The sequence below is a fragment of the Cohaesibacter haloalkalitolerans genome (genome assembly GCF_003574655.1).
GTDB lineage: Bacteria > Pseudomonadota > Alphaproteobacteria > Rhizobiales > Cohaesibacteraceae > Cohaesibacter > Cohaesibacter haloalkalitolerans.
The window spans coordinates 191,193-203,330 of the sequence record NZ_QNUM01000002.1; the positions used below are offsets into that span (position 1 = coordinate 191,193).

Consider the following 12,138-nt stretch of genomic DNA (forward strand, 5'->3'; position numbering starts at 1 on the left):
GTGGGTGCCCTAGATCGAAGGATCGTCGCTGTTGAAGCGGTTCAGCTCAGCGTTGATCTTGAGGGGTTCAAGGAAAGGATTGAGTGCCATCATCGTCTTGTCAAGGGCACCGGAGAAGGGCCGCATGGCGCGACGCGCCAGTTCGATGCGGCGATCAATTTCCGCAGGCGAGGCAATGAGCCTTGCGAGAGTCTGGATCAGCTCCCGCTCGTTGTTGAGGCACTGGGCGCCGCCAGTCTGATCGAGGGCGTCATAGATGTTGGCGAAGTTGCTGACGCTCGGACCATGCAGGATGGTGCAGCCCAGCCGCGCTGGCTCGATCGGATTCTGCCCGCCATGATTGACCAGCGAGCCACCGACAAAGGCGATGCGCGACAGGCGATAGAAGAGCCCCAGTTCGCCAATCGTATCGGCGATGTAGATGTCAGTCTTGGGGAAAAGATCCGGTTCCTCGGAGCGACGCTGCACGCGCGGCACGATACCGATCATTTCCCGCACGATCTCCTCGCTACGCTCCGGATGACGCGGCACGATGATGGTCAGCAGATGGGGAATGCGCACCGCCATGCGGCTGTGGGCCTGCGCCAGAAGGCGTTCCTCTCCCGGATGGGTACTGGCAGCAACCCAGACCGGGCGAGACCCGATGGCGGCCCGGAGGCGCTGTAGCTGTTCCTCGTCGGCCTGAGGCGGCGGAACATCGAATTTCAGATTGCCCGTTACCTCAACCTGCGTCACACCAAGATTGGCATAGCGCTCGCGGTCCTCATCGGTCTGCGCCAGACACAGCGGCACATTGCCGAACATCTGCCGGAAGACGGACGGGAAGCGAGACCAGCGCCGGAAGGACCGCTCAGACATGCGGCCATTGACGACGATCATAGGAATGTCGCGATTGTTGAGCTCGGACAGGGTATAGGGCCAGATCTCGGACTCGACAAACAGTGCCATGTCCGGCTGCCAGGTATCGAGAAAACGGTTGACAAAGGGGGCAATATCGAACGGCACGAACTGATGGATCGCCCCTTTCGGCAGATGCTTCTGGGCAATCTGGGCAGAGGTAACAGTGACCGTTGTCAGCAAAACCTGCGTGCCGGTTTCGGTGATCTGGGTGATCAGCGGCAACACAGCATTGGTTTCACCCACCGAGGCGGCATGCACCCAGATGAGGGGGCCGGACGGACGAGAAAGGGTCGTTTTTCCATAGCGCTCCTTGCGGCGGGCGGGCACTTCCTTGCCCTTGCGCGCGCGCAATCCCACTAGCAGAGGAGCCAAGGGGCTCGCTGCGTATCCCGCCATGCGATAGGCGGAAAGTGCGAATCGTCCTGACCAGTCCATCAACCTTCCGTTCCGTTTTTCCTCACTATGGCCTAAACTTATGGTCCAAAAGATGGCAGCGGAGACATATTCAACATTCACCCCGGATATCCGGAATGGTCTCCCGTTGTTCTCTCTTTCAGGTGCGCAACACAGCACAACCAAACCACCACCACGGGTAATTTTGGTCGCTCTTGTCAAATATTCTCAAAGTTGCCTCACCATGCAAGTGTTTTGGCAAATTTGCAAGACCCGGATCTTGCTGGCTCGCGATATGTCGTCAAGTTCCGTTGCATGAGGACACCGGGCGACAACAGGGAACAAGCCCAATAACAGGCCCGGTCTGTCGCGGCAAGTGCCTTGCTCCGATCAGCGCTCCAATGCAGCATAGGCCTTGCGGGTGGCCTCGTTGAGAGCCGCTTCCACCTTCTGGCGCATCAGTTCCAGTTCTTCGTCGTCAGCCTCGCGGTTCACATAGATCGGGTCGCCGATGATGAAGGCGGCCCGGCCGAAAGGCAGATTGATCGACGCCTTGTCCCAGGTGTCGAGATCAATGCGCCGGGAGGAGGCATAGGCGGCAGGAATGATCGGCCGCCCACTGAGCTTGGCCAGCGTTACAACACCCAGCCCGCATTCCCGAGCCCCTGTCTTTGGCACATTGGCGGTCATCACCACACCGACGCCATCACGCAGGCAGGTGATGAGATTCTTCAGGGCCGAAATGCCGCCCTTGGTCAGGGTCTTGGAGCGATTGCGCCCGCCGGAGCCGCGCACCACGCCCACGCCCAGAGCCTGAGCTGCCACGCTGTTCAGGTGGCCATCGCCGGAGCGCGAAACCAGAGCCTTGAAGGGATCCTGTTTGCGCTTCACCAGCGGCACCATGAAATGCTGTCCATGCCAGAGAGTCACAATTGCCGGATAGTGCCCTTCGACGCGGGCGTAACCTTCGGCAGGATCGTTGACCATCCGCGTGGTGGCGTGCACCAGACGCAGCCAGAGAGCGATGAGCCGTCCACCCAACGTCAAAACAAATTTGGAGCGAAAAACTTTCTTCAACTCTCGCACAGTCTGCATTTTCTCCGATCTGACCTGACGAAGAGAAATCCTGCTCGTACAAGTCAGCCAGCTCCGTCCTTTGCGCTCTCCATATAGTGCTATTTTTCAGCAAATGGAAGGGCCGAGACTGCCCCGGCGGAAAAGGATGGGCGATATCAGTTGTCGCGCAAAACTGCGGCCTTGGCAATCCACAAGCAAGAGGGAAAAGTAGGCCTTTTGCTGGGCGGAGAAGACAGGAATGCGGACGGCTTTTGACAAGTTGAAAAGGCACCGCGCAGGTTTAAAGAGCCGATCAGAAGAAGCCTTGCAAACGATGGCTCAGTCCTGACGCCTTTGCGGGAACTGCAGCGCCGGCATCATCGGGGCAACAAGCCGGCTCAGCTCCTTGCAGGAGGCAAACAGGCAATCATGGTGGACATTGGGCATGTTGTATTTGAGGACCATGTTCTTCTTGTCCCGCAATACGCCGTTGGCCTCTTCAACAATGAGGTCAGCAGCAGCCAGATCCCAGTCATTGGAATAGCCGCGCGCCAGCGCCAGATCAAGGGCGCCGGTGGTGACCATCACGATGCGATAGGCAAGCGAACGGATGTAGCCTGCGTTCTGCACGCCTGCACGCGCCAAGGGCCCCCGTGCGATGGCCGGGCGCGGTCCGGCCACCCGTGCGCCTTCCAGACTGGCGAGCCGCGGGCAGACGACCGGCACATTGTTAAGCTCGGTGCCACCGAAGCGGGAAGCGCAATACATTTCGCCACGCACCGGCGCATAGAGCACAGCGGCGACGGGGCGGTTGTTCTCCACCACGGCAAGAGAAATGGTCCACTCGGTACCCCCGTCAATGAAGGCGTGGGTGCCATCGATTGGGTCGATGACGAAAACGCGCTGCTTGTCGAGGCGGTCGGGATTGTCCTCGCTCTCCTCGGACAGCCAGCCATAATCGGGACGAGCGTCCAGCAGTCGTTCCTTGAGAAAGGCGTCGACGGCCAGGTCCGCTTCTGTCACCGGGCTTGCGTTCTTCTTGGTCCAGACCTGAGGATCGCGGTTGAAGTAGCGCAAAGCCAGCTCGCCGGCCTGGTAGGCGGCAGCTTCCAGCAGCAGCTTGTCTTCCTTATAGGCATGTTTGAAACCAGCAGAAGGCTCAAAAGTCTTATCGTCCGGCAACGGTCATTCCCTCGATCAGAATGGACGGTGCGTTGACGGCATGCTCAAAGGAAAGGTCATCGGCCGTGATCACCCGTGCAAACATGTCGATCAGGTTACCGGCGATCGTGATTTCGGAAACGGCTTCAGCCAGCTTGCCATCCTTGATGCGAATGCCGGAAGCGCCGCGGGAATAGTCGCCCGTCACGCCGTTGACCCCATGGCCGATCAGGTCGGTGACATAAACCCCGTCCTTGATGCCGGAAATCAGCTGTTCCTTGGTGTGGGATCCAGCTTCCAGTCGCAGGTTGGTTGTCGAGGGATAGGGGTTGGCGCCCGAGCGCGAGGCACGGCCATTGGTCTTCAGCCCCAGCTCGGCAGCGGTTGCGCTGTCCAGAACCCACTGGTTGAGATAGCCGTCTTCCACCAGCGCCAACGGCTGACAATCAACCCCTTCGCCGTCGAATGGCCGCGAGCCCAGACCGCGCCGCAGCGTCGGGTCATCATTAATAAAGACACCAGCGGGAAATATGCGCCGCCCCAGTTTGCCGTTGAGGAAGGATGTGTGGCGCGCGATGGCAGCCCCATTGATGGCGGAGGCGAAATGACCGACCAGTGTTGTTGCCACACGCGGCTCGAACAGAATGTCATAGGTGCCGGTCTCAATCTTGGCAGGATTGAGCCGTTCGACGGCCCGCTCCCCTGCCCGACGCCCGACAAGGCTCGGCTCGCGCAGGTCGTCCCGGTGCACCGCCGCCGAGAAGGAATAGTCGCGTTCCATGGTGGTGCCCGAACCGGCAATCGCTGTCACGGAAAAGGAAATGCGCGAAGACATATAGGAGCCAACGAACCCGTGCGAGGTTGCCAGCACCGCGCCACCGAGGAAATGCCCGGCGGCAGCGCCCCCAGATTTGGTTACCCCATTGACAGCCATGGCCGCTTCTTCAGCCTCTTCCACCATGCGGGTCAAATCTTCCGAGGTGGGAATGTTCATGTCGGCAGGGTCGAGAGCCTTGATGCGCGCCTCGACCAGAGATGGCTCCATCAGATCGCTGCGCGCCGCAAGGCGGGCAAAGGGATCCGGCGGAGACATATGCGCCATGGCCACCGCTCGTTCCGCCAGCTTGGTCAGGATATCCATATCATCGGTGGTATTGGTCGAAATCGATGCCTTGCACCCATCGATGAACACCCGAAGCGCCATGGAGTCATTTTCGGAATGCTCATTTTCTTCCAAAGCGCCATCGCGCAGTCCAACGGAGCTGGAGATCGCCCGGGCGGCAACGGCGTCGGCGGAATCGGCTCCGGCCTTCATGGCCGCCTTGACCAGATGGTGGGCTCTTTCCTCTATGACGGATTGATCGAGAAGGTCTGACATGAACTATTGTCTTCTGCTTGAGCTGGTGGAGCGCAAAAAAATATCGCTTTCTCTATGTCTTAGGGACTTGCAGCGGCTTGAGCAAGTAAAAAGGCATACAAGCCCTTGCCACAATCTGGGGGAAACTGGTTGCCAAAAGGTGAAGATTCACCCCCGGTAATATTTCACTAACCCTATATAATATCACGTTTTTTTAACCCTGCTAATTAAGCAAATAATGAAGCCTCTCTGGTAGCCTGAGCCTATTCAAAAGAAGCACCCTGAATGGGGCTCGAAGGAGAAGGCACGTGAGGCGTCAAGAAAATCAGAAATACACGGAAGCCATTTCCTACCAGGCTGTAGGGGCCGCACGCATCGACCCACACAATCTGGCCAAATACTTCCAATCCGGCGAGATCCGCACCAAGGCGGCCAAATTGAGCGGTTTCAGCGAAACAGCCCTGTTTGGAGCCCATGTGCCCGGCATCGCGCAGATCAAGGCCAATCAGGTTCTGGTGGAATGCAACCTCAACTGCGGGCTGCCACTCATCGTCCGCGTTCCACTGTCCTATTACAAGGGCATCGGTGCCCGCTTCATCGTCGGCAAGCGCGAAGGCAATCCGCTGATCTGCATCCTTGAACTGGTTCATGAAGACCCCAACCTGACCCTGCCATTGATGGTCAGCACGGATCTTGAGGATGCAGCCGTCGACTGGCAGAGCTGGTCCAAACGCTACAATCTGGCCATGTTGCACAAGCCACTCGGCGCAGGCGACTATGAAGTCGCGTCGGATCAGGATGGCCCTCTGTCCGATCTCGTCAAGGGACCGCAGATGGCGCGCCGCCCCCATGCTCAATTCGCGATCCGTCGCCCCCGTTTCCTGACCCGCCGCAAGGTCGGTGTGGCCGGTTCCCTGCCGCGCTTTGAAGGGCGCGAGATCATCGCCCGCAACTAGGCGCAACCGAACCGCAAAAGTGGGAAACAGATTTCAATGGAGGGCCGCATGGCCCTCTTTTCGTTTGGCACATGTCAGTGGTACGGCTTTCCATCCGCGTCGACACACGGATGCGGGTTGTTCAGCCAATCTCTCAGGAAAAGATCAGTTGCAGGCCATTTGCAAAGGCGCCACGGCGGCGGTGTCGATGGTGTAGGCAACCTTTTGCGGCTGCATTGTCAGTCGCGTGAGCGTTGCAGGCATCGCGCTGGCGCTCTGCCCGGGCAATGAAGAGCAAGGGCCTGCCGCGCTCTGCGTCCGCGAGCGCAGCTCGTTGTAGCGGTCTATCTGGTCCGGCCTCAGAATGGTCAAGGTCTGCAAGTGGGCGGACAGATGAATATAGCGGAGTTTGCGCCGGGATTCCTCGATATATCCAAGCGCCGTCTGCAGCAGGCCATCATTGATATTGCCAGAGCGAAACTCTTTCTCAAGCTTGGCTTCCTGAGCCAGATAGCTCCGCCCTTCCTTTTGCGCCTCTTCGGTTGTGCGCTCATCAACGGCCTGCAACTCCTTGACCTGCTCCGCATCGAGCGGAATCCTGTCCTTCAGTTCCAGAAGACTAGCTGGTCCCGGAACACCGTTCAGTTCGGCAGCATCGGCAAAATTCGCGCCATTTCCCTGTTTCAGAGCCCGCACAGCCTCCTGATCAAGACTACGGATCTTGACGCTGTTCTTTTCTGCCGCTTTGGTGCGCTCGTCGCCGGGAGCGACGGCAGTCATCGCTTCCAACGGAATAAGAACAGCCAGAAAGGCCCCGACGCAAAAGGTCGGAAGCAGCGGTGTCAAGGGCATATGAAGCCTCAGTCAGGACAAGGTTCAGATTACCAGTAATAAAACATAGGTATTATCACCTGGCAAACTCAACATAGGGCGAAGACGCCGCCTTTGACACGGGAAATCCCCTGAGAGCCCGGAAAAGCAGCCAGAGAGCCGGAAGAGATAAAAGGGGCCATCAACGGTCCAACAGGCGCCCCAGACTGGTCTTCACCTCGTCCTTGGTGCGTTTGCTTGCCGCCAGAATGTCGGCTGCCTTGAGAAAGTCGAGCGGACGGAATGCATCGACGCGCGGGCGCACCAGCAGATCGGGCTTGTCGTGACGCATCTTTTCGCGCTGGATCGTCTGCATCAGCACCTGCGTTGCGCCAAAGCCCATTTCAAACGACCCGATCCTGTTGTCCGCAGGCCTTTGCGGAAGGCCGACAACATCAACAGCGATGACGATATCGGCCTTCTTGCGTACATGGTCCACCGGCATGGGATTGACGCAGCCGCCATCGATTAACAGCCGACTGTCGATCTCGATGGGGCGGAACAGGGCGGGGATGGCGATGGACGCGGCCAGTGCCTGGCCAACAGCCCCCTTGTCGAAAATGACTTCCTCACCGGAGAAATAGTCAGTCGCGCTGAGACTGACAGGAATCTTCAGCTCACTGAAATCCGCCTTGATTTCGTGCGGCAGGAAGGTTTCGACAATCCAGTGGGGATCGAGCTGTGTCCAGCTGGCCATCGGGTTCTGCAAGGTGAACATTTGCGAGAGACTTTTGGGCCTGTGTTTCCAGAAGCGGGACAGCACTTCGCCGGTATTGCTGAACAGCGCCAGCATATAATCATGCAAATCCTTGCCGCTCATCCCCGAGGCATAGCAGGTCGCCGCAAGGGCTCCAATGGATGTGCCGGACAGGGCCACCGGTGTAACGCCGAGTTCGTCCAGAGCTTCCATGACCCAGATATGGGAAATGCCGCGTGCGCCACCGCCACCGAAGGCCACCGCTACCGTCTTCTCGCTCATCCGTCCGCCTCTTTGGTTTTTTGCATGCCATTTGTGATGGCAAGGCCATTGCATGCCGCGCAGGCAATAAATATATTTTTCCTATTCAACTTTAACAGATCAAACAACAGAGACCCTTGTCATGATCAAACTGAACGTACAGGAAATGTCCTGCGGCGGCTGCGTCAAATCTGTCACAGAAGCCGTCAAGAGCGTCGATGCCTCTGCCGAAGTCGACGCCAGCCTCGAAACAGGCGCGGTCACCGTGGAGTCCGGAGCCGATCCTGAAGCCATTCGCTCAGCCATCGAAGAAGCCGGTTTCCCGGCAGCTCTGGCGTAACAACGCCCCGCCACCAGACGCATCACAGGCGACGGGACGCTCCCGGACGTCTGTCCATGCGATCCCCCTCAAGAACGGCTGGACCTTTCCGAAATGCCCGGCCATTCCATCCCCTCAGGGTTTGTGCCCCAGTCATGACACGGGCATAGCCCAATCACAACACAGGCATAGCTTCAATCATAACACGGGCACGCCTACATCATTGCAGCCCTTTCTTGCCCCGAGCCCAGATTTTGCCGCCACTCACGCGGGAAACTTCCGGAACATTTTTATCTGACCCTGTTTAAAAACGTGCCCGTAGGCTGGCTCCCCGCTCGTCGGCAAGGGTTTGCACACCATAATTTTGCCTTTTTTTTGCAGAATGCGGCAAAAAGACCCGTTAAATCCCCTCCCGTGCCCAAATGAAAAGACTTTGTTTACTCTGTTTGCGCAACATGGTTGCCGAAGACAATTCAGTAGGGGTGTTCAAATCATGTCATCAGGACCTGCGGATCTCAATTCCGTCCGCATCGCAGTCGTTAGTTCTGATCCAGCATTTCGCCGCATGATCAACGATCAATTGACGGGGTTGCTTGAAGACAAGCTCAAGCAGCCATGCGACATTCAGATGTTTGACGACAAAGCCCCGGCCAGTTTCCTCATGGAGCCGGCTTGCGCCCTCATCACGTTTGAAGATGAGGAAGAACTGAAGGTCCTGTCCCGTCTTGCCAGCCGCCACCCCAACATGCTGCTTCTGGCCCTGAGCGGAAATGGCTCGGTGTCCCGCGCGGTTGCCTCGATGCAGGCTGGTGCCCATGATTTCATCGCCCGGCCAGTATCGGCCGACGTGCTGAGCAGCCGGATGAGTGAAATGATCGCCCATCACCGCCCTGCCCCACGCAGCGATATCGTCCTCTCTTCCCGCCCCACAGCCGCCTCGACACCCGATGGCATGGGCGCGTCCCGTGCGCAGGACCAGTCATCCGATTTCGAGATCATGCGCGATTTCGAGGGCTTCATTGGCAAGTCCCCGGCCATGCACGGGGTCTATGACCAGATCATGCGGATCGCCGGTTCAAAGGCCCCCGTATTCATCACCGGGGAATCGGGCACCGGCAAGGAAGTCTGCGCCCAGGCATTGCATGCCCGTTCGTCGCGCAGTTCCGGCCCGTTCATTGCCATCAACTGCAGTGCCATTCCAGCAGATCTGATGGAATCGGAAGTTTTCGGCCACATGCGTGGCGCGTTCACCGGGGCCAATGACGACCGCAAGGGTGCGGCAGAGTTGGCCGACGGCGGCACGCTTTTCCTTGATGAGATTGGCGAAATGCCGCTCGATCTGCAGGCCAAGCTGCTGCGCCTCATCCAGACCGGCAGCCTGCGCCGGGTTGGTGGCAGTCAGGAAATTTCTCTCAACATCCGCTTCATCGCCGCCACCAATCGCGATCCGCTTGAGGAAGTGCGGGCCGGCCGGTTCCGTGAAGACCTGTTCTATCGCATGCATGTGCTGCCGATCCATCTGCCACCGCTGCGCGACCGCTCCGGCGATATCGTGCCGCTGGCCAAGAGCTTCCTCAATCAATATGCCCATGAGGAAGGCAAGAGCTTCCGCATCTTCAGCACGGAAGCCGAGCGCATGCTGGAAGCCTATCGCTGGCCGGGCAACGTGCGCCAGCTGCAAAACGCCATTCGCCGCCTGACCGTGATGTATGACGGCACGGTGGTTGAGCCGGATCATCTGCCAGACCTGTTGCATTCGGACGACAGCTTCGAGCGCGACCTCAACCGCGCCATCAGCGACCTGCGCCAGATGGGCGCGGCGATGTCCGATGCGATTCAGCCATTCTGGCAACAGGAAAAGCAGATCATCGAAGGGGCTCTCAGCCATTTTGACGGCAATATCTCCCGCGCCGCAGCCGCGCTGGAAATCAGCCCCTCGACAATCTATCGCAAACGCATGAGCTGGGCCCAGAAGGAGCCCGCCTGACGTCCTGATCCCGCCCCGCCATCAAGCCATGTGCCTTGCTGATTCCGTCAGCGGGCAAGCAATCACGGGCGAAATGATTCACAGCCAGCCGCCTGCTGCGGCCCCTTCCCGATTGCGCTCATCCGCCGTGCAGGCGTGGGCATGACGAGCGATTGCCAAGTTTTTCTGTTCCGTTTCGGCCAGATTTGCAGCCTGATTGGCTCTTCATCCGGCGTCATCCCCGTCTTCTGTTTCATAAAAGGCGATAACATCTCGACAGATGACCCCAACGTCTTTAAGAGTCGGAGCTATCGGGTACGAGAGAGACAAGTGCATGATTTTCTGTGTTCAGGGTAGGGCCAGCGAAGCCCCCAAACCGCCGCAAACGCAACCGCAGCGCCGCAACTTCATTGTCGCCATCGACAGTGAACACGCCGGTTTTGCGCGGGAAACCGCCAAGCAGGTGTTGATCAAGGCGGGATATAATTTCATTACCGTTTCCCGCGTGCTTCGGGCTGGCCCCGATGTGCAGGATCCTGCGCTTGCCGAGATTGTTGATCAGGCTCGCCGCAACGGCATCGGCATCGCCATCTATCGCTGATCGAGCAGCCGTCCCCTTCCCCAAGAGCGCCGAGCCCGAATGGATGATCGGCGCTTCCGTTCTGTCATGACCGAAAGAAGATGCCCATGAGCTATGCCCTCATTCGTCCCGCCGCCGACACCGATGGCCCGGCAATCAGCAAGCTTATCGCTGATATCTTCGCCGATTATGAGAATTGCCATTTCGTTGCCGCCGAATATCCCGAACTCGCGCACCCAGCGAGCTACTATGCTGCCATAGGCGGCGAAATGTGGGTAGCAGAACAGGACGGGGAAATCGTCGGTTGCCTTGCCGTGTCGGAATCGCTAACACCGGGCCTGTTCGAGCTGCACACAGTCTATGTCGCCCAAAAGGCCCGCGGTGAAGGCCTTGCCTGGTCAATGTTCAATCTGGCCACCGATCTGGTGGACGGCCGCGAGGGCCATGCCATTCGCCTCTGGAGTGACACCCGTTTTCTTGAAGGGCATGCCTTTTACGAAAAAATCGGCTTCACCAAGGTGCCGGTCGTGCGGTTCCTGGGCGATGCGTCTGACAGCTGGGAATTCGGCTATCGCCTCGAAGCACAGGACGCAGAGTAGCGCCACGCCCCAACCAGATATCAAAAGCAAAAAGAAACCCGCTGCCCCGAGAACAAGGCAGCGGGTCTTTTTTCAGCAGAAACGGGTGGCACCCGGCCTTAATCCGAGCCGGGTCGCCTCGCCATTACACCTCGTCATTACTGGGCAGATCCCTCTGATGGTGCCGGAGCTGGCTGCGTCGGAGCTGGCACTGGACCATTCATGAAGCGCGGGCCGAAGCCTGGACCATATCCCATGCCGCGGCGCGGGCCGTCATTCTGATCAAGCTTGCCGTCGCCATTGCTGTCCATGAAGGCAAACATGGCATCGGCATGGCTCTTGAGCTCTTCCGGCGTGATCTTGCCACTGGCATCGCTGTCCAGACGCTGGAAGCCGCGAACCATGCGGTTCTGGGTCATCTTCAGCCATTCATTCTTGAATTCCTCAAGAGAAATGGCGTTATCACCGTCCTTGTCATTTTCGGTGACTTTCGCGGCAAAGCCAGTGTCGACTTCTTCCTTGGTCAGGACGCCGTCCTTGTTGGCATCAAACTGCTGCAGCATCATGGCGCCACCGAAGGCCGGCCCTGCTGCACGGTTGTAGACGTAGCCACCGGGGCCCATCATGCCGCCACGCATGCCACCGCGACGGCCCATCCAGGTGCCGTCCTGCTGGTTGTTCCAACCATAGCCACCATAGCCCCAGCCACCGGCTGAAGCCGCGTTCAGTGTAATGGACGCTGCCGATACGCCAGCGACCAATGCGATTGCGAGTGCAATTTTCGATGCGGTTTTCATCTCTTTGTTCCTCTAGCAAGCGGCAGCCAATTCCTCATTGGCTTCCAATTTCCATTTCCAGGTCCCCTGGCGGATCAAATCTCTTCGTCCTGCCCGACCTGCAACCGGATGACCGGCACTTCGCCAGCTCGGTCGATGATTGTGTCTTGCCCCCAGAATAGTACAATTTTCGGGAGTTTCCGGAGAGTTTTGTCACCCTCTGTGTCAGCATTTTGCTCTGATACAGACGGTTACAATTCATCTCCGGTTATCCCCCGCACCCTTGTCG

At 58.4% G+C, this 12,138-nt stretch carries 12 protein-coding genes; 5 read left to right on the plus strand and 7 right to left on the minus strand.

What is annotated here, in order from left to right:
- Window positions 1-9 precede the first annotated feature (9 nt).
- From DSL70_RS04730 to DSL70_RS04745, 4 genes are all read right to left on the minus strand, one after another.
- Window positions 10-1,272: a 3-deoxy-D-manno-octulosonic acid transferase gene (locus DSL70_RS04730; RefSeq protein ID WP_245418094.1), complete on the minus strand. Its 1,263-nt coding sequence runs from the start codon at window positions 1,270-1,272 to the stop codon at window positions 10-12.
- A gap of 411 nt (window positions 1,273-1,683) precedes the next feature.
- Window positions 1,684-2,388: a lysophospholipid acyltransferase family protein gene (locus tag DSL70_RS04735; protein ID WP_245418095.1), complete on the minus strand. Its 705-nt coding sequence runs from the start codon at window positions 2,386-2,388 to the stop codon at window positions 1,684-1,686.
- 300 nt (window positions 2,389-2,688) lie between these two features.
- On the minus strand, window positions 2,689-3,531 hold the full coding sequence (locus tag DSL70_RS04740) for a 3'(2'),5'-bisphosphate nucleotidase CysQ (RefSeq protein WP_119306770.1): 843 nt from the start codon (window positions 3,529-3,531) through the stop codon (window positions 2,689-2,691).
- Window positions 3,518-4,888 (minus strand): TldD/PmbA family protein, encoded by a 1,371-nt coding sequence (locus DSL70_RS04745; RefSeq protein ID WP_119306771.1) that lies wholly within the window; start codon window positions 4,886-4,888, stop codon window positions 3,518-3,520. Before DSL70_RS04745 ends, DSL70_RS04740 begins: the two co-directional genes overlap by 14 nt.
- 287 nt (window positions 4,889-5,175) lie before the next feature.
- Here DSL70_RS04745 and DSL70_RS04750 point away from each other — a divergent pair, with 287 nt between their 5' ends.
- Window positions 5,176-5,823 (plus strand): DUF6101 family protein, encoded by a 648-nt coding sequence (locus DSL70_RS04750; RefSeq protein ID WP_119306772.1) that lies wholly within the window; start codon window positions 5,176-5,178, stop codon window positions 5,821-5,823.
- 144 nt (window positions 5,824-5,967) lie between these two features.
- Here the strand turns inward: DSL70_RS04750 and DSL70_RS04755 are convergent, their stop codons facing one another.
- Together DSL70_RS04755 and DSL70_RS04760 are read right to left on the minus strand one after the other, a co-directional pair.
- Window positions 5,968-6,654: a hypothetical protein gene (locus DSL70_RS04755; protein ID WP_119306773.1), complete on the minus strand. Its 687-nt coding sequence runs from the start codon at window positions 6,652-6,654 to the stop codon at window positions 5,968-5,970.
- Window positions 6,655-6,814: 160 nt separating this feature from the next.
- Entirely contained in the window at window positions 6,815-7,651 is an 837-nt protein-coding gene (locus tag DSL70_RS04760; protein ID WP_162916359.1) for a patatin-like phospholipase family protein, read from the minus strand.
- 121 nt (window positions 7,652-7,772) lie between these two features.
- On the opposite strand from DSL70_RS04760, the gene DSL70_RS04765 reads away from it, so the two are divergent.
- The 4 genes from DSL70_RS04765 to DSL70_RS04780 all read left to right on the plus strand — a co-directional run bounded on the left by DSL70_RS04765 (window position 7,773) and on the right by DSL70_RS04780 (window position 11,094).
- On the plus strand, window positions 7,773-7,970 hold the full coding sequence (locus tag DSL70_RS04765; RefSeq protein WP_119306775.1) for a heavy-metal-associated domain-containing protein: 198 nt from the start codon (window positions 7,773-7,775) through the stop codon (window positions 7,968-7,970).
- A 472-nt stretch (window positions 7,971-8,442) separates the two neighbouring features.
- Window positions 8,443-9,936, plus strand: coding sequence for a sigma-54-dependent Fis family transcriptional regulator (locus DSL70_RS04770; RefSeq protein ID WP_119306776.1), 1,494 nt, complete (start codon window positions 8,443-8,445; stop codon window positions 9,934-9,936).
- A gap of 313 nt (window positions 9,937-10,249) precedes the next feature.
- Complete coding sequence (locus tag DSL70_RS04775) at window positions 10,250-10,516, plus strand: hypothetical protein (RefSeq protein WP_119306777.1); 267 nt, start codon at window positions 10,250-10,252, stop codon at window positions 10,514-10,516.
- Window positions 10,517-10,602: 86 nt separating this feature from the next.
- On the plus strand, window positions 10,603-11,094 hold the full coding sequence (locus DSL70_RS04780; protein ID WP_162916360.1) for a GNAT family N-acetyltransferase: 492 nt from the start codon (window positions 10,603-10,605) through the stop codon (window positions 11,092-11,094).
- 137 nt (window positions 11,095-11,231) lie between these two features.
- Here DSL70_RS04780 and DSL70_RS04785 read toward each other — a convergent pair whose 3' ends face one another.
- Window positions 11,232-11,870 carry an EF-hand domain-containing protein gene (locus DSL70_RS04785; RefSeq protein WP_119306779.1) on the minus strand — a complete coding sequence of 213 codons (639 nt, stop codon included), beginning with the start codon at window positions 11,868-11,870 and terminating at the stop codon, window positions 11,232-11,234.
- Window positions 11,871-12,138: the final 268 nt, after the last annotated feature.